At 67.7% G+C, this 17601-nt stretch carries 18 protein-coding genes; 14 read left to right on the forward strand and 4 right to left on the reverse strand.

Features of this window, described 5'->3' with window-relative positions; translation table 11 throughout:
* Positions 1–108: 108 nt before the first annotated feature.
* Positions 109–1287 carry a fumarylacetoacetate hydrolase family protein gene (locus M9917_RS04665; RefSeq protein ID WP_297251298.1) on the reverse strand — a complete coding sequence of 393 codons (1179 nt, stop codon included), beginning with the start codon at positions 1285–1287 and terminating at the stop codon, positions 109–111.
* A 204-nt stretch (positions 1288–1491) separates the two neighbouring features.
* Here M9917_RS04665 and ugpB point away from each other — a divergent pair, with 204 nt between their 5' ends.
* From ugpB to M9917_RS04685, 4 genes are all read left to right on the forward strand, one after another.
* On the forward strand, positions 1492–2817 hold the full coding sequence (ugpB, locus tag M9917_RS04670; protein ID WP_297251300.1) for a sn-glycerol-3-phosphate ABC transporter substrate-binding protein UgpB: 1326 nt from the start codon (positions 1492–1494) through the stop codon (positions 2815–2817).
* A 135-nt stretch (positions 2818–2952) separates the two neighbouring features.
* On the forward strand, positions 2953–3834 hold the full coding sequence (gene ugpA / locus M9917_RS04675; protein WP_297251302.1) for a sn-glycerol-3-phosphate ABC transporter permease UgpA: 882 nt from the start codon (positions 2953–2955) through the stop codon (positions 3832–3834).
* Positions 3834–4682 carry a sn-glycerol-3-phosphate ABC transporter permease UgpE gene (ugpE, locus tag M9917_RS04680; protein WP_297251304.1) on the forward strand — a complete coding sequence of 283 codons (849 nt, stop codon included), beginning with the start codon at positions 3834–3836 and terminating at the stop codon, positions 4680–4682. Before ugpA ends, ugpE begins: the two co-directional genes overlap by 1 nt.
* 7 nt (positions 4683–4689) lie before the next feature.
* Complete coding sequence (locus M9917_RS04685; RefSeq protein WP_297251306.1) at positions 4690–5769, forward strand: sn-glycerol-3-phosphate import ATP-binding protein UgpC; 1080 nt, start codon at positions 4690–4692, stop codon at positions 5767–5769.
* A gap of 11 nt (positions 5770–5780) precedes the next feature.
* Here M9917_RS04685 and hemW read toward each other — a convergent pair whose 3' ends face one another.
* Genes hemW through rph form a run of 3 tightly spaced genes read right to left on the reverse strand, consistent with a single transcriptional unit; the run spans position 5781 to position 8319 of the window.
* Positions 5781–6956 carry a radical SAM family heme chaperone HemW gene (gene hemW / locus M9917_RS04690; RefSeq protein ID WP_297251308.1) on the reverse strand — a complete coding sequence of 392 codons (1176 nt, stop codon included), beginning with the start codon at positions 6954–6956 and terminating at the stop codon, positions 5781–5783.
* Positions 6953–7600, reverse strand: coding sequence for a non-canonical purine NTP pyrophosphatase (locus M9917_RS04695; RefSeq protein ID WP_297251310.1), 648 nt, complete (start codon positions 7598–7600; stop codon positions 6953–6955). The genes hemW and M9917_RS04695 overlap by 4 nt, the downstream gene beginning before the upstream one ends.
* Before the next feature lie 2 nt (positions 7601–7602).
* Positions 7603–8319 carry a ribonuclease PH gene (gene rph, locus M9917_RS04700; protein ID WP_297251312.1) on the reverse strand — a complete coding sequence of 239 codons (717 nt, stop codon included), beginning with the start codon at positions 8317–8319 and terminating at the stop codon, positions 7603–7605.
* 142 nt (positions 8320–8461) lie between these two features.
* Here rph and hrcA point away from each other — a divergent pair, with 142 nt between their 5' ends.
* The 10 genes from hrcA (at position 8462) to tam (ending at position 17526) form a co-directional block, all read left to right on the forward strand.
* On the forward strand, positions 8462–9547 hold the full coding sequence (gene hrcA / locus M9917_RS04705) for a heat-inducible transcriptional repressor HrcA (RefSeq protein ID WP_297251314.1): 1086 nt from the start codon (positions 8462–8464) through the stop codon (positions 9545–9547).
* Positions 9544–10206 (forward strand): ankyrin repeat domain-containing protein, encoded by a 663-nt coding sequence (locus M9917_RS04710; RefSeq protein ID WP_297251316.1) that lies wholly within the window; start codon positions 9544–9546, stop codon positions 10204–10206. Before hrcA ends, M9917_RS04710 begins: the two co-directional genes overlap by 4 nt.
* A 70-nt stretch (positions 10207–10276) precedes the next feature.
* Positions 10277–10528 carry a DUF3297 family protein gene (locus M9917_RS04715; protein WP_297251318.1) on the forward strand — a complete coding sequence of 84 codons (252 nt, stop codon included), beginning with the start codon at positions 10277–10279 and terminating at the stop codon, positions 10526–10528.
* Positions 10529–10631: 103 nt separating this feature from the next.
* Positions 10632–12437 (forward strand): translation elongation factor 4, encoded by a 1806-nt coding sequence (gene lepA, locus M9917_RS04720; RefSeq protein ID WP_297251320.1) that lies wholly within the window; start codon positions 10632–10634, stop codon positions 12435–12437.
* Between the two features lie 94 nt (positions 12438–12531).
* Positions 12532–12738, forward strand: coding sequence for a CsbD family protein (locus M9917_RS04725; protein WP_297251322.1), 207 nt, complete (start codon positions 12532–12534; stop codon positions 12736–12738).
* A gap of 217 nt (positions 12739–12955) precedes the next feature.
* Entirely contained in the window at positions 12956–14092 is a 1137-nt protein-coding gene (locus M9917_RS04730; protein WP_297251324.1) for an ABC transporter substrate-binding protein, read from the forward strand.
* An 18-nt stretch (positions 14093–14110) separates the two neighbouring features.
* Entirely contained in the window at positions 14111–15175 is a 1065-nt protein-coding gene (locus tag M9917_RS04735) for a FecCD family ABC transporter permease (RefSeq protein ID WP_297251327.1), read from the forward strand.
* 4 nt (positions 15176–15179) lie between these two features.
* Entirely contained in the window at positions 15180–15965 is a 786-nt protein-coding gene (locus M9917_RS04740; protein ID WP_297251329.1) for an ABC transporter ATP-binding protein, read from the forward strand.
* On the forward strand, positions 15965–16744 hold the full coding sequence (locus tag M9917_RS04745) for a class I SAM-dependent methyltransferase (RefSeq protein ID WP_297251331.1): 780 nt from the start codon (positions 15965–15967) through the stop codon (positions 16742–16744). Before M9917_RS04740 ends, M9917_RS04745 begins: the two co-directional genes overlap by 1 nt.
* Entirely contained in the window at positions 16741–17526 is a 786-nt protein-coding gene (gene tam / locus M9917_RS04750) for a trans-aconitate 2-methyltransferase (protein WP_297251333.1), read from the forward strand. The genes M9917_RS04745 and tam overlap by 4 nt, the downstream gene beginning before the upstream one ends.
* Positions 17527–17601 lie beyond the last annotated feature (75 nt).

The raw sequence follows: 17601 nt of genomic DNA on the forward strand, positions 1-17601 counted from the left end.
CGCTCCATTCGGCGAAAGCAGCATGGTTTGCAGCTTCGGGAGCTACCTCCGTCATTCCGGGGCGCGCCTTCAGGCGCGAACCCGGAATGACGGCCGCGCGCCTGCCCCTCACAGCACGCCGCGCTTCGCCAGATGGCGCATCAGGTGCGAGGCGCCGTAGGTCCAGGGCGCGCATTCGTCGGTGCGCCGCATCCGGTTGACGAGGCTGCCGAGCTCGGGCGCGGCGATGGTGACGATGTCGCCGTATTTGTGGGTGAAGCCGCCGCCGGGCGCATCGCGGTCCTCGGTCGGCGCGAACATGGTGCCGAGATAGAGCGCCGCCCCGTCCGGATACTGGTGGTGCGGGCCGATCATCTGCCGGGCGAGATCGGCCGGATCGCGGCTGATCCTGGCGATCGAGGAAGCGCCTTCCAGCCGGAAGCCGTCCTCGCCCTCCACGGTCAAGGCCACGGTCGTCCGGCGGATATGGTCGAGGGTGAAGCCGGCGTCGAAGAAGCGGATGAAGGGACCGACTGCCGCGGCGGCGTTGTTGTCCTTGGCCTTGCCGAGCAGCAGCGCCGAGCGGCCCTCGACATCGCGCAGGTTGACGTCGTTGCCGAGCGTGGCGCCGACGATCGCGCCGGTCGAGGCGACGATCAGCACGATCTCCGGCTCGGGATTGTTCCAGTGCGAGGCCGGGTGCAGCCCGGCATCGGCCCCGGTGCCGACCGTCGACATCGGTGGCGCCTTGGTGAAGATCTCGGCATCCGGCCCGATGCCGACCTCGAGATACTGGCTCCAGGCGCCCTGCCCGATCAGCACCTGCTTGAGATGCATCGCCTCGGCGGAGCCCGGCTTCAGCTTCGAAAGGTCGTCGCCGATGAGATTTCCGATCTCGCTTCGGATCGTTGCAGCCGCCGCCGGGTTGCCGCGCGCCTTCTCCTCGATGACGCGCTCCAGCATCGAGACGGCGAAGGTGACGCCCGCCGCCTTCACCGCCTGGAGGTCGAGCGGCGAGATCAGCCAGGGCCGCTCGGAATCGCGCCCGTCGACGGGGGTGTTGGCGAGGATATCGGCAAGCGTGCCGATCGCCTCGCCCGGCGCCTGGCGCAGCGCGGCGGCCGGGTCGGCGGCCTCGCAGAGATCGCGGGCCGTGGGAAATCGCGCCGTCACGTCGACGAGCTCGCCGCCCCGCGGCGTCACCACCGCCGGGCCGCCGAGATCGGGCCGCCAGACGCGCCCGGCGAGCGCGGCGGCATCGGCGTCCACGGGCAGGGTCGCGGTCACGGAAAGGGCGAGGTTCGGCATGGCGCGGCATCCACGGGCGGTTTCGGACAAGGGCAGCACAGATCAACCCGGAATGCGCGCCCGCGCAAGCCGGCGAACCCCGACCATAGGCGCATTGCGGCAGGCTTCATTGATTTGTCATTGAATTGTCGTCTGCGCTTCGTGCTAGCTTGCGCACCAACGACAAGAACCGCGGCGGCGTCCGCGAATAGGGAGATTCGAGCCATGATCACAAGAACGCGCATCCTGTTGTCGGTCGCGGCCTTCGCGCTGGCGGGCGCCACGCCTGCCCTCGCGCAGACCGAGATCCAGTGGTGGCACGCGCTGACCGGTGCCAACAACGACGTCGTCGTCAAGCTCGCCGAGGACTTCAACGCCTCGCAGAAGGACTACAAGGTCGTGCCCGTCTACAAGGGCTCCTATCCCGATACGCTGAACGCCGGCATCGCCGCCTTCCGCGCCGGCCAGGCGCCGCACATCCTGCAGGTCTTCGAGGTCGGCACCGGCACGATGATGTCGGCCAAGGGCGCGATCAAGCCGGTCCACGAGGTGATGAACGAAGCCGGCGAGAAGTTCGATCCGAACAGCTATCTGCCCGCCATCACCGGCTATTACTCGACGGCAAAGGGCGAGATGCTCTCGATGCCGTTCAACTCCTCCTCGATGGTGATGTGGTTCAACAAGGACGCCTTCCGGAAGGCGGGCCTCGACCCGGAGAACCCGCCGAAGACCTGGCCCGAGACCTTCGAGGCCGCCAAGAAGCTGAAGGCCGCCGGCTTCGACAAATGCGGCGTCTCGAACGCCTGGGCGACCTGGGCGAACATCGAGCAGTTCGGTGCCTGGCACAACATCCCGCTCTCGACCCAGGTCAACGGCATGGCCGGCTTCGACGCGGTCATGACCTTCAACAAGAGCCCGGCCTTCCTCAAGCACTGGACCAATCTGGTCGCGCTGCAGAAGGACAAGACCTACGACTATTCCGGCCGCACCAACAATGGCGAGGGCCGCTTCACCTCGGGCGAATGCCCGATCTTCCTGACCTCCTCGGGCTTCTTCGGCAACGTCAAGGCGAACGCCAAGTTCGACTGGGGCAACGCCCCGATGCCGTATTACCCGGATGTGGAGGGCGCCCCGCAGAACTCGATCATCGGCGGCGCCTCGCTGTGGGTGATGGGCGGCAAGAAGGCCGAGGAATACAAGGGCGTCGCCAAGTTCTTCAGCTTCCTCTCCGATGTCGACCGGCAGGTGAAGCTGCACACCGAATCCGGCTATCTGCCGATCACCAAGGCGGCCTATGAGAAGGTCAAGGCCTCGGGCTTCTACAAGGACAAGCCCTATCTCGAGACCCCGATCCTCGAGCTCACCAACAAGGCCCCGACCGACAACTCCAAGGGCCTGCGCTATGGCAGCCTCGTCCAGATCCGCGACATCTGGTCGGAGGAGCTGGAGGCGGCGCTGAACGGCCAGAAGTCGCCGCAGGCGGCGCTGGACGCAGCCGTCGAGCGCGGCAACCAGATGCTGCGCCAGTTCGAGCGCACCGCGGCGAAGTGAAACGATCCGCCTACCGCGCTACGTCATCCCGGGCGTAGCGAAGCGAAGACCCGGGATCCATGCCCGAACCGCTCCGGCATGGACCCCGGGTCGCCCTCCGGTCGCCCGGGATGACCGCGCCGTACAGAGTTCCCGATGCAGAAGAACGCCTATTTCAAGGGGCTGACGATCCCCTTCCTGCTGCTCTTGCCGCAGCTGGCGATCACCATCGTGTTCTTCTACTGGCCGGCGAGCCAGGCGGTCTGGCAGAGCTTCCTGCTGGAGGACGCCTTCGGCATCTCGACGCAGTTCGTCTGGTTCGAGAACTACCAGACGCTGCTCGCCGATCCGGGCTATCTCAGGGCCGCCATCAACACGGCCGTCTTCTCCACCTTCGTCTGCGCGCTGTCCTTGTCGATCGCGCTGCTCTTTGCGGTGATGGCCGACCGGCAGCTCAGGGGAGCGGAGATCTACAAGACGCTGCTGATCTGGCCCTATGCGGTGGCGCCGGCCATCGCCGGCGTGCTCTGGCTGTTCATGTTCGACCCCTCGCTCGGCATCCTGGCGCGCGGCCTCGAATGGCTCGGCATCGCCTGGAACCCGCGGCTGAACGGCAACGACGCGATGCTGCTGATCATCATGGCCGCGACCTGGAAGCAGATCAGCTACAATTTCCTGTTCTTCCTCGCCGGGCTGCAATCGATCCCGAAAAGCGTGATCGAGGCGGCGGTGATCGACGGCGCCCGGCCGATGCGCCGGTTCTGGACGATCGTCTTCCCGCTGCTCTCGCCGACGACCTTCTTCCTGCTCGTCGTCAACATCGTCTACGTCTTCTTCGACACCTTCGGCATCATCGACGCGGTGACCGGCGGCGGCCCCTCGGGCGCGACCGAGACCCTGGTCTACAAGGTCTTCTCCGACGGCAAGGGCGGCTCCGATCTCGGCGGCTCGGCGGCGCAGTCGGTGCTGCTGCTGATCATGGTGATCGGGCTCACCGCGATCCAGTTCCGCTTCATCGAGCGCAAGGTGAGCTACTGATGGTCGAGGACCGGCGCCTGGGCGACGCGATCGCCTATCTCATCCTGACGATCGGCGTCCTGATCGTCGCCTTCCCGGTCTGGCTGACCTTCGTCGCCTCGACCTGGGACGCCGCGACCGTGATCAACGGCCAGATGCCGCTCTATCCCGGCCCGTATTTCCTGGAGAACTACAACCGCATCCTGTTCGTCGGCACCTCGAGCACGACGCGCGAGCCGGTGATCCACATGATGCTGAACTCCTTCATCATGGCGATGGCGATCGCGCTCGGAAAGATCTTCATCTCGGTGCTTTCGGCCTATGCGGTGGTCTATTACCGCTTCCCCTTCCGGATGACGGCGTTCTGGATCATCTTCGTCACGCTGATGCTTCCCGTCGAGGTGCGCATCTTCCCGACCTTCAAGATCGTCTCCGACCTCAACATGCTCGACACCTATCAGGGGCTGGCCGTGCCGCTGATCGCCTCGGCGACGGGCACGCTCTTGTTCCGGCAGTTTTTCATGACGATCCCCGACGAGTTGCTGGAAGCGTCCAAGATCGACGGCGCCGGCCCGTTCAAGTTCTTCAAGGACACGCTGATCCCGCTTTCGATGACGACGATCGCGGCGCTGTTCGTCATCCAGTTAATCTATGGCTGGAACCAGTATCTCTGGCCGCTCTTGGTGACGACGAAGGACTCGATGCAGACCATCGTCATCGCCATCAAGAAGATGATCGTCACCGCCGACGCGCTGACGGAATGGCAGCTCGCCATGGCCACCGCCATGCTGGCGATGCTGCCGCCCGTCTTCGTCGTCATCGCCATGCAGAGGCTCTTCGTGAAGGGCCTGGTCGAAACCGAGAAGTAATTCGCGAATGGCCCAGGTCACCCTCACCAACGTCAAGAAGGTCTATGCCGGCGCGGTCGAGGCCGTGAAGAGCGTCACCTTCGACATTCCCGACGGCGGCTTCTGCGTCCTCGTCGGCCCCTCCGGCTGCGGCAAGTCCACGCTGCTGCGCATGGTCGCCGGGCTCGAGACGATCACCTCCGGCGAGGTCGCGATCGGCGGGCGCGTCGTCAACGAGATCGAGCCGGCCGACCGCGATATCGCGATGGTGTTCCAGAACTATGCGCTCTATCCGCATATGAACATCTACGACAACATGGCCTATGGCCTGCGCAACCGCGGCACGCCGAAGGACGAGATCGACAAGCGCGTGCGCGAGGCCGCCCGCATCCTGGCGATCGAGCCCTTCCTGGACCGCCGGCCGCGCCAGCTCTCCGGCGGCCAGCGCCAGCGCGTCGCCATGGGCCGCGCCATCGTGCGCAAGCCGCAGGTCTTCCTGTTCGACGAGCCGCTCTCCAACCTCGACGCCAAGCTGCGCGTCCAGATGCGCGTCGAGATCAAGAAGCTGCAGCGCGCGCTCGGCGTCACCGCGATCTACGTCACCCACGACCAGGTCGAGGCGATGACGCTCTCCGACAAGCTCGTGGTGATGAATGCCGGCCAGGTCGAGCAGATCGGCATCCCCGCCGAGGTCTATCGCAAGCCGGCGAGCAAATTCGTCGCGACCTTCATCGGCTCGCCGCCGATGAACATCCTGCCCGGCACGGTCGATGGTCACGGCATCGTCGCGCTGGGCGATGCGATCATCGAGGTCCGCGACCTCAGCGAGGATCTGGCGGCGCAGGCGCCGGTCGAGGTGGGCCTGCGCCCCGAGGATGTCGAGGTCGCCTCGGAGGGGCAGGCGGGCTCGCTGCCCTTCGACGTCGAGTTCATCGAGGAACTGGGCGCAACGCAGCTCTTCCACGGCAAGCTTTCCGGCCAGCCCTTCGTGATGCAGGCGGCGACGGGCGATGTCGCGGCGCAGGAGGGGCGGCTGTGGATCACGGTCGACCCCGACAAGATCCATGTCTTCGATCCGAAGACCGGCGCGAGGCTGGGACGAGGCTGATACGGCGACCTTCAGGCCGCCAGATCCGCCACCAGCGCGTCGAGCAGCAGCGCCCCGTCCGGAGTCGCCGCGAGCCGGCCGCCGGCGCGGCGCATCAGCAGCTTCTCCTCGATCAGGCTGGCGACGCGCTTCCCATCGAGCTTTCTCCCCGCCAGGGCGGCGAACACGGCCGGGTCGATGCCCTCGACGAGGCGCAAGCCCATCAGTAGGTATTCGTCGCCCTGCGCTTCCGCGCTCAGGCGCTCGTCCTCGACCAGCGCATGGCCCTCGGCCTCCACCCGTTCCAGCCAGATTTCCGGCCGCTTCTCGGTCGAGTGCGCCATCCGGCCTTCCGCCGTCACCAGCCTGCCATGGGCGCCGGGGCCGATGCCGGCATATTCGCCATAATGCCAGTAGACCAGGTTGTGCCGGCATTCGGCGCCGGGCCGCGCGTGGTTCGAGATCTCGTAGACCGGCAGGCCGTGTTTCGCGGTGACCTCCTGCGTCGTCTCGTAGAGCGCGGCGCCCGCTTCGGGGTCGGGGATGGCGAGCTTGCCGGCGCGGAACAGCCGGTCGAAGGCGGTGCCGGGCTCGATGGTGAGCTGGTAGAGCGAGAGATGCTCGGCCGCATGCCCGATCGCCTGCTCGAGCTCGGCGCGCCAGAGCGCCGGCGTCTGCGCCGGCGAGCGGGCATAGATCAGGTCGAAGGAATAGCGCTCGAAATATTTTCGCGCGATCGCCACCGCCGCCAGCGCCTCCCCGGCGGTATGCATGCGGCCGAGCGCCTTGAGGTCGGCGTCGTTCAGCGCCTGCACGCCGAGCGAGACGCGGTTGACGCCGGCCGCCCGGAAATCGCGGAAGCGCCCGGCCTCGACGCTGGTCGGATTGGCCTCCAGCGTCACCTCGCACTGCGGATCGACGGCCCAATGCGCACCGATGGCGTCGAGGATCGCGCCGACGGTCGCCCCCTCCATCAGCGAGGGCGTGCCGCCGCCGAAGAAGATCGAGGAGACGGTGCGCCCCGGCGCCAGCGCGGCGCGGTGGGCGATCTCGCGGCGGAAGGCGGCGATATAGCGCTGCTGGTCGGGCGGTTGCAGCCGCACATGGCTGTTGAAGTCGCAATAGGGGCATTTGGCCAGGCAGAACGGCCAATGCACATAGACGGCGAAACCCGCATCCGCAGTCGGATGCGCGGCAACGGCGCTCACGCCGGCTTCCGCAGGCAGGCGGCGGCGAGGCGATGGAAGGCGCGCGCCCGGTGCGAAAGGCCGGGCGAGCCGTCGGCCGGGATGCCGTGCTTTTCCCCGGCCGTCATCTCGCCGAAAGTCCTGGCGTGGCCGTCGGGCAGGAAGACGGGGTCGTAGCCGAAGCCGCTCGTGCCGCGCGCCTGATCGGTCACGGTGCCGAAGACGCGGCCCTCGAACAGCTCCTGGTGCCCGTCCGGCCAGGCGATCACCAGCGCCGAGACGAAATGCGCCCTGCGCTTGTCGGGCGTGACGGCGCCGCGCTTGGCGAGCTCCATCTGGACGCGGCCGATCGCCGGGGCGAAGTCCTTAGCCTGCCCCGCCCAGTTGGCCGAGAACAGGCCCGGCGCCCCGTCGAGCGCATCGATGCAGATGCCGGAATCGTCGGAAAGCGCCGGCAGGCCGCTGGCGCTCGCGGCGGCGACCGCCTTGATCGCCGCGTTCTCGGAAAACATCATGCCGTCCTCGACCGGCTCGGGCAGGCCGAGTTCCCCGGCCGAGACCAGCGCGATGCCATAGGGCGCGAGCAGCTCGCGCATTTCGCGCAGCTTGCCCGGATTGTGGGTCGCGATCACGACCTTGCCGGTGAGGAGGCGGTGCGGGCTCATCGTCAGGCCACCGCCGCCTTCTGCAGCGCGACGAGCCTGGAAACCCCGCCCTTGGCGAGCTTGAGCAGCGCAAGCAATTCCTCTTCCGAGAACGGTGCGCCCTCGGCCGTGCCCTGCACCTCGACGAGGCCGCCCGTGCCGGTGATGACGAAGTTCGCGTCGGTCTGGGCGCCGGAATCCTCGACATAATCGAGATCGATCACCGGCTGCCCTGCGACGATGCCGCAGGAGACGGCCGCGACATGGTCCTTCAGCGGGTTCGTGCCCTTGAGCAAATTGCGCCCTTCCATCCATTTCAGCGCGTCGTGCAGCGCGACCCAGGCGCCGGTGATCGAGGCGGTGCGGGTTCCGCCATCGGCCTGGAGCACGTCGCAGTCGACGACGATCTGGCGCTCGCCGATCGCGGTGAGATCGACGACGGCGCGAAGCGAGCGGCCGACCAGGCGCTGGATCTCCTGCGTGCGGCCCGACGGCTTGCCGGAAGTGACCTCGCGGCGCGTCCGCTCATGGGTCGCGCGCGGCAGCATGGAATATTCGGCCGTGACCCAGCCCTTGCCGGTGCCGCGCAGCCAGGGCGGCCCCTTTTCCTCGACGGTCGCGGCGCAGAGCACCTTGGTCTCGCCGAACGTCACCATGCAGGAGCCTTCGGCATAGCGCACCACGCCGCGTTCGAGCGTGACCTTGCGCATCTCGTCGGCGGCGCGTTTGGAGGGTCGCATGGAACTGTCCTGTCGTTCGGGAAGTGGCGGCTTGTAGGCGCTCGCAGCCGACACGGCAAGGCGCCGGCCGCGCCGCCCCTTGATCCGCGGCCTCCGCATGACGACAATAGGACAAGGAACGACGGTTCGCCTGAACAGGTCCATGAGCGCCCCCACCCCCCGCCCCGAGACCCTGAGCAACCTGGTCGAGACCGACCAGCGCTCGCGCGACATCTTCCGCCAGATCGTCGACGGCTATCTGGCCACCGGCGAGCCGGTCGGCTCGCGCAACATCGCCCGGCTTCTGCCGATGGCGCTCTCGCCGGCGACGGTGCGCAACGTCATGACCGATCTGGAGCTCGCGGGGCTGATCTACGCGCCGCACACCTCGGCCGGGCGGCTGCCGACGGAGCGGGGCCTGCGCTTCTTCGTCGATGCGATGATGGAGGTCGGCGACCTCACCGCCGAGGAGCGCGCGCGCATCGAGGCCCAGATCAAGGTCGCGGCCGGCAACCGCAATCTCGACCAGACGCTGGCGGAAGCCTCCGCGCTGCTGTCGGGCCTGTCGCGCGGCGCCGGCGTCGTCGTCACCACCAAGGCCGATGTCCGGCTGAAGCACATCGAATTCGTGCGGCTCGATCCGCTGCGCGCGCTGGTCGTGCTGGTCTCGGAGGACGGCGCGGTCGAGAACCGGCTGCTGGCGCTGCCGGCCGGGCTGCCGGCCTCGGCGCTGAGCGAGGCCGCGAATTTCCTCAACGCCCGCGTCCTCGGCAAGACACTCGCCGAGCTCCGCGGCGAGATTGCCGGGCAGCGGGCCCAGATGGAGCGCGAGCTCGACGCGCTGACGGCCCGCCTCGTCGAAAGCGGCATCGCGACCCAGGCCGGGCCCGGCAGCGACCGCCATCTGATCGTGCGCGGCCAGGCCAACCTGCTCGACGATCTCAGGGCGCAGGAGGACCTGGAACGCATCCGCATGCTGTTCGGCGATCTCGAGACCCAGACCGACGTGATCGACCTCCTGACCCGCGCCGAGCAGGGCGACGGCGTGCGCATCTTCATCGGCTCGGAGAACAAGCTGTTCTCGATGTCCGGTTCCTCGATGGTGGCCGCGCCCTTCCGCGACGCCGAGCAGCGCATCGTCGGCGTGGTCGGCATCATCGGCCCGACGCGGCTGAACTATGCCCGCATCGTGCCGATGGTCGACTATACGGCGAAGGTCGTCGGCCGCCTGCTGGATACGAGCCGATGAAACACCGCCTGCGGACGATCATCCTCGGAGCCTGCCTGATGACGTTTCCCCCCGCGCAGGCCGCATCCGATCTGATCGCGGCCACCGAGGCCGGGCGCACCGAGGCGGTGAAGGCCCTGATCGCGCAGGGCGCCGATCTCGAAGCGCGCGATGCGCAAGGCCGGACGGCCCTGCTCGTCGCCGTCGCCGGCAACCATGTCGGGGCGGCGAAAGCCCTGCTCGCCGCCGGCGCGAACCTCAATGCCCAGGCCGCCAACCGCGACACGCCCTGGCTCCTCGCCGGCGCCGCCGGCCGGGCCGAGATCGTCGCGGCGATGCTGCCGCTCAAGCCCGATCTCTCCTTGCGCAACCGCTATGGCGGCAGCGCGCTGATCCCGGCCTGCGAGCGCGCCCATGTCGAGACGGTGAAGCTGCTGTTGACCAGCGGCATCGACGTGAACCACGTCAACGATCTCGGCTGGACCTGCCTCCTGGAGATCGTGATCCTCGGCGATGGCGGCCCGCGCCATCAGCAGGTGGCGAAGCTCGTGCTCGACGCCGGCGCCGATCCGAACCTCGCCGACCGCGACGGCGCAACACCTCTGGCCCATGCCCGCGCGCGCGGGCAGGGCGCCGTCGCGCGGCTGATCGAGCAGGCGGGCGGCCGGGTGCAGCGCTGAGTTGGCTTTGCCGGCGGAAGCGGCTATCGAGCGCGGAAAGCCATCGTTTCCGCCAATCCAGGTTCCGCCCATGTCCGAAGCGCTTCCCGACCGTCTCTCCGTCAACCCGGAAAGCCCCTATTACGATGCCGAGGTGCTGGCGCGCGACATCGGCATCCGCTTCAAGGGTGTCGAGAAGACCAATGTCGAGGAATATTGCGTCTCCGAGGGCTGGGTGAAGGTCGCCGCCGGCACCGCCAAGGACCGCTTCGGACGGCCGATGACGATCACGCTCAAGGGGCCGGTCGAGCCCTATGTGCGCGGCGAGGCCAACGAAGGCTGAGACGGAAGGCCGAAGCACGCCTTCTTCCGTCATTGCGAGCGTGGCGAAGCAATGACGATGGCGCCCGCTTGGCGGCGGGCGGCTTCACTGCTATGGCGCGCGCATGAGCACCCGCACCATCGACAATATCCGCAATTTCTCGATCGTCGCCCATATCGACCACGGCAAGTCGACGCTGGCCGACCGGCTGATCCAGCAGACCGGCACCGTCGCCGCGCGCGACATGAGCGACCAGATCCTCGACTCGATGGACATCGAGAAGGAACGCGGCATCACCATCAAGGCGCAGACGGTGCGGCTGGACTACCGCGCCAAGGATGGCAAGGACTACATCCTGAACCTGATGGACACGCCCGGCCATGTCGACTTCGCCTATGAGGTCTCGCGCTCTCTTGCCGCGTGCGAGGGCTCGCTGCTCGTGGTCGACGCCTCGCAGGGCGTCGAGGCGCAGACGCTCGCCAATGTCTACCAGGCGCTCGACGCCAATCACGAGATCGTCACCGTCCTCAACAAGATCGACCTGCCCGCTGCCGAGCCCGAGCGCATCAAGCAGCAGATCGAGGACGTGATCGGGCTCGATGCCTCCGACGCCGTGCCGATCTCGGCCAAGACCGGCCTCAACATCGAAGGCGTGCTCGAGGCGATCGTCGAGAAGCTGCCCGCCCCGAAAGGCGACCCCGACGCTCCCCTCAAGGCGATGCTGGTCGATAGCTGGTACGACACCTATCTCGGCGTCGTCGTGCTGGTGCGCATCATCGACGGCGTGCTGAAGAAGGGCATGACCATCCGCATGATGCGCGCCAACGCCTCCTATGGCGTCGACCGCGTCGGCGTGTTCAAGCCCAAGATGCAGGAGGTCAAGGAACTCGGCCCCGGCGAGGTCGGCTTCTTCACCGCCTCGATCAAGGAGGTGGCGGACACCGCCGTCGGCGACACCATCACCGACGAGAAGAAGCCGGTCGCCGAGCCGCTGCCGGGCTTCAAGCCGGTGCAGCCGGTGGTGTTCTGCGGCATCTTCCCGGTCGACGCCGCCGATTTCGAGGATCTGCGCGGCGCCATGGCGAAGCTGCGCCTGAACGACGCCTCGTTCTCCTACGAGATGGAGACCTCGGCCGCGCTCGGCTTCGGCTTCCGCTGCGGCTTCCTCGGGCTTCTGCATCTGGAGATCATCCAGGAGCGGCTGGAGCGCGAGTTCAACCTCAACCTGATCTCGACGGCTCCCTCGGTCGTCTATCGGCTGCGCCTGCGCGACGGGAACACGCTCGAGCTGCACAACCCGGCCGACATGCCCGACGTGATGAAGATCGAGGCGATCGAGGAGCCCTGGATCCGCGCGACGATCTTCACGCCCGACGATTATCTCGGCTCCGTGCTGAAGCTCTGCCAGGACCGGCGCGGCCTCCAGATCGACCTCGGCTATGTCGGCTCGCGCGCCAAGGTGGTCTACGACCTGCCGCTCAACGAGGTGGTGTTCGACTTCTACGACCGGCTGAAGTCGATCTCGAAGGGCTATGCCTCCTTCGACTACCAGATCACCGATTATCGCGAGGGCGACCTGGTGCGCATGTCGATCCTGGTCAATGCCGAGCCGGTCGACGCGCTCTCGATGCTGGTCCACCGCACGCGCGCCGAGGCGCGCGGGCGCGCCATGTGCGAGAAGCTCAAGGAGCTGATCCCGCCGCATATGTTCCAGATCCCGGTGCAGGCGGCGATCGGCGGCAAGATCATCGCCCGCGAGACCATCCGGGCGCTGCGCAAGGACGTCACCGCCAAATGCTATGGCGGCGATGCCACGCGCAAGCGAAAGCTTCTGGAGAAGCAGAAGGAAGGCAAGAAGAAGATGCGGCAGTTCGGCAGGGTCGAGATCCCGCAGGAAGCCTTCATCGCCGCCCTCAAGATGGACGATTGAGCCGCGCTTCCTCGTCCGCATCAGGCGGCCACGATGAACAATCGCGCCGCCGGCGCGTTGTTCCCGGGACACCCATGCGAATGAGGAGGTCCCGATGGACTGGAACCGCGTCGAAGGCAACTGGAAGCAGTTCAAGGGCAAGGTCAAGGAGCAGTGGGGCAAGCTGACCGACGACGATCTCGACGTCATCGCCGGCAGGCGCGACCAGCTCGAAGGCAAGATCCAGGAGCGCTACGGCCTCGCCAAGGACAAGGCGCGCAGCGATGTCGACGCCTGGTACGAGCGCCAGCAATGGCAGTGAGCGGCCGGCGATCGGCCGCCGTGAACGGGAAGCCCGGTGCGATGCGCCGGGCTTTTCCGATGCCGGCCTGCCGTCACCATCAGTTGTTGTCTTTGAATTCTGGCCGAACCCTAGAATAGATCTAATTTAGACCAATTCAAAACAAGAAGAATTACTTTGCCGCGCCGCGATAAGCTGTGATAGCGCGAAGGCGTCCCTCCCGGAAGGATGCCTCCTCATGCCCACTCCCTCGTGGTTTGCCCGCCTGTCCCGCGCCGTCGTCATCGGCGCATCGCTCCTCGTCGCCGGCGCGGCCCATGCCGAAACGATCGAGGTCACCGATCTCGCCGGCCGTGTCGTCAACGTCACGCGCAACCCTCAGAAGATCGTGCTGAGCGAGGGGCGCCAGCTCTATACGCTGGCGATGCTCGACCGCGAGGACACGTTCAAGCGCGTCGTCGGCTGGGGCAACGACCTGATCGACAACGATCCCGGCGCCTGGGCGAAATATCTCGCGAAATTCCCGCATGCCAAGGACGTCGCGATCATGGGCAACCCCTATGCCGCCGATGTCAGCATGGAGAAGATCGCCTCGCTCGGAACCGAGGTCTACATCCTCGACCTGTCCAACTACTTCAAGGCGCAGGAGACCGGCCTGCTCGGCAAGCTCGAGAAGGCCGGCATCGCCACGGTCTTCGTCGATTTCCGCCAGGACCCGACTCAGAACGTGCTGCCGAGCGTGCAGCTGCTCGGCCGCATCCTCGCCCGCGAGAAGGAGGCGAACGCCTTCGCCGACTACTACATCCGCCAGACGCGCGGCATCTATGCCCGCGTCGGTGCGATCCCCGACAAGCAGAAGCCGATGGTCTTCGTCGAGCGCGCCGCGGGCCTGCTGCCCTGCTGCGCCACCTTCGGCCCGTTCAATTTCGGCCGCTATATCGAGGAGGCCGGCGGGCGCAACTGGGGCAGCCAGTACTTCTCCGCCTTCCAGGCGCAGGCCGCCCAGGAAAAGGTGCTCGCCGACAACCCGGAGATCTATTTCCTCACCGGCGCCAACTGGTACGGCAGCAACCCGGGCAGCACCGCGGTCGCGCTGGGCTACGACGCGACGCCGGAGCAGGTGCAGAAGCAGCTGACGGCGCTGATGCAGCGGCCGGGCTTCCGTGAGCTCAAGGCGGTGCAGGGCAAGAAGGTGATGGCCTTCTACCATCAGTTCTACGACCTGCCCTATTACTTCATCGCCGAACTCGCCATGGCGAAGGAATTCTACCCGGACCGCTTCAAGGACATCGACCCGGAGGCGGTGTTCAAGGAGTTCCACGAGAAGTTCCTGCCGATCCCCTATTCCGGGATTTTCTGGGCGAAGCTCCAGTAGGCTCGAGGCCCTACGCCGATGATGGCCGCAACCCTGCCCGCGCCGGCGAGCGCCACCGGCGACTATCGCCGGCGCAACCGACGCCGGCTCAGGCTCGTCGTGCTCGGCTGCGTCGCGCTCATGCTGGCGCTCGCGCTCGACGTCTCGATCGGCCCCGGCAACCTGCCGCTCGGCACGGTGCTGCACACGCTGATCGACCGGCAGGCGGCCGAGCCGCGGCTTGCCGTCATCGTCTGGGAGCTGCGCCTGCCGATCGCGCTGATGGCGCTCACGGTCGGCGCGATGCTGGGCCTCTCCGGGGCGGGCATGCAGACCATCCTCGCCAATCCGCTGGCCGATCCCTTCACGCTCGGCGTCTCGGCGGCGGCGACGGTCGGCGCCTCGGTCGCGATCGTGCTCGGCTGGAGCGTCGTGCCGGGCGCGGGGCCCTATATCGTCACCGCCAACGCCTTCATCTTCGCGCTCGCCGCCTCGCTGACCCTGTTCTTCATGACCAAGCTGCGCGGCGTCAGCCCCGAGACGATGATCCTGGTCGGCATCGCGCTGCTGTTCACCTGCAACGCCGTGACCGCGCTGCTGCAATACCGCTCCAACGAGGTGCAGCTCACCCAGATCGTGTTCTGGACGATGGGCAGCCTCGCGCGGGCGAGCTGGGAGAAGGTCTATGTCGCCGGGCTGCTGATCGCGCTCGCCTTGCCGTTCTTCCTGATGCGCGGCTGGGCGCTGACGGCGCTGAGACTCGGCGACGAGCGGGCCGAAAGCCTCGGCGTCCGCGTCGATCGCCTGCGGCTGGAGATCCTGGTCGCGACCTCGCTGCTCGCCGCCGTCTCGGTCTCCTTCGTCGGCGGCATCGGCTTCATCGGCCTCGTCGGCCCGCATATCGCGCGGCTCCTGGTCGGCGAGGACCAGCGCTTCTTCCTGCCGGTCGCGACCACCGCGAGCGCGGTCCTGCTCTCGCTCGCCTCCAGCGTCTCGAAGGTGATCACGCCCGGCGTGATCTATCCGATCGGCATCATCACTGCGCTGATCGGCGTGCCCTTCTTCATCAGCCTGGTCATGTCGATCCGCGGGCGGGGAGTCTGAAGCCATGGCGCTGATGATCCGCGACCTCACCTTCCGCTATGGCGCGACGCCGGTCCTGCAGGGCCTCGACACGCAGGCGCTGCCGCGCGGCGAGCTCACGGCGCTGGTCGGGCCCAACGGCTCGGGCAAGTCGACCCTGTTCCGCTGCGCCGCCGGGCTGTTGCGGCCGGCTGCCGGCACGGTCTCGCTCGACGGCCACGATCTGTCCGGCCTGCCGCAGCGCGAGCGCTCGCGCAAGGTGTTCTACCTCGCGCAGGACACCGGGGCGCGCGTCGCGCTCTCGGTCTTCGACATCATCCTCATCGCCCGCAAGAGCCTGCATCGCGGCTATGCGCTCGCCGCCTCGCCGGAGGACACCCGCGCCGTCGAGGCGGTGATCGCGGAACTGGGCCTTGCCCCCTTCGCCTCGCGCGACATCGCCACGCTCTCGGGCGGCCAGCGCCAGCTCGCCGCGATCGGCCAGGCGCTGGTGCGCGAGCCCGACGTGCTCCTGCTCGACGAGCCGACCAGCGCGCTCGACGTGCGCCGCCAGCTCGACGTCATGGCGACGATCCGCGAGGCGACGCGCCGGCGCGACATCGTCACCATGGTCGCGATCCACGATCTCTCGCTCGCGGCGCGCTTCGCCGATCGCGTCCTGCTGATGAATGACGGGCGCATCGCGCAGGCCGGCCCCCCGGCCGAGGTACTTGCGCATCAGGCCGTCTCCGAGACATATGCCGTCGGCGTGCATCTGGAGCGTTCGGCCCGGGGCACGCTTCTGGTCGAGCCCTATATCCAGGTTCACTGATGCCAACATCCGCCTCGCACGACAACTTCACCCTGAAGGAGGAGATCCGCGCCTATTGGTCGGCGCGGGCCGAGAGCTTCGATCTCTCCTACGGCCATGCGATCAAGTCCGACCGGGAGCTCAAGGCCTTCCAGCGCCTGATCGGCACCTCCTTCGGCTCCGAGCCGCTCGACGTGCTCGACCTCGCCTGCGGCACCGGCGAGATCACCCGCGCGCTGCTTACGCTGAAGCACCGCGTCACCGCGCTCGACTTCTCGGAAGCGATGCTGGAGCGCGCCCGCGCCAAGCACGGCAAGGCCGCCCGCTTCCGGCTCGGCGATGCCGAGCGCCTGCTCGACGACGAGGCGAGCTATGACGCGGCGATCACCCGCCATCTGGTCTGGACGCTGACCGACCCGGAGGCCGCCTTCGCGGAATGGTTCCGGGTGCTGCGGCCCGGCGGCCGGCTTCTGGTGATCGATGGCGACTGGGTCAACCGCACGCGCTGGCAGGCGCTGGTCAACCGCTTCGGCACCTGGCTGCGCGACAGGCGCGGCGCGCCCGCCCACCAGATCGATGCCGACACGCACGCCTCGATCACGAAGCGCTTCTATTTCAAGGACGGCTTGAGCCGCCAGCGCCTCGAGGCGATGCTGACCGCGGCCGGCTTCACCGACATCGCCCCGGCCGATTACGGCCAGGTCGTGCGCGAGCAGCAGCGGGCCGCGCCCCTGCACGACGCGATCAGGCTCGGCTCCTCGACCCGCTTCGCCCTCCTGGCGCGCAAACCCGCCGCATGAGCGCGAAACCGGACTGGGACGCCGCGCGATATCTGCGCTTCGAGGACGAGCGGACACGGCCGTCGATCGACCTCCTCGCCCGCGTGCCGCTCAGCCGGCCGCAGCGCTGCATCGATCTCGGCTGCGGGCCCGGCAACAGCACCGAGCTCATCGCGGCACGCTTTCCCGACGCCGTCATCGACGGGCTCGATTCCTCGCCGGACATGCTGGAGAAGGCGAAGGCGCGCCTGCCCGGCCTCGGCTTCATCCTCGGCGATGTCGCGACCTGGACCGATGCGGCGGGCCATGACCTGATCTTCGCCAATGCCGTGCTGCAATGGCTGCCGGATCATGCCGCCCATTTCCCGCGGCTGGCGCGCTCGCTCAGGCCCGGCGGCTGCCTTGCCGTGCAGATGCCGAACAACCTCGACGAGCCCTCCCACGCCGCGATGCGCGCGGTCGCAGCGGCCGGTCCCTGGGCGGTGAAGCTGGCTGCCGCCGCAGGCGAGCGGGCGACGATCGGCTCCTTCGGGGATTACCGGCGCTGGCTCGGCGAGGCCGGCTGCCGGGTCGACATCTGGCAGACGACCTACGTCCATGCGCTCGCCGGCCTCGACGCCATCGCCGAATGGTTCGCGACCACGGGGCTGAAGCCCTATCTCGACCCGCTCACGGCCGAGGAGCGGACCCAGTTCCTCGCGCGCTACCGCGAGCAGATCGCACCGCATTATCCGGTCGAGAGCGACGGCAAGGTGCTGCTGCGCTTCCCGCGCCTGTTCATCGTCGCGGTGCGCGAGGGTTAGGCGGCAGGTTCCGAGCACTCCCGGTCTGCACCACCACTGTCATTCCGGGGCGTGCCTTTAGGCGCGAACCCGGAA

The sequence above is a fragment of the Bosea sp. (in: a-proteobacteria) genome (genome assembly GCF_023953965.1).
In the GTDB taxonomy this organism is placed as follows: domain Bacteria; phylum Pseudomonadota; class Alphaproteobacteria; order Rhizobiales; family Beijerinckiaceae; genus Allobosea.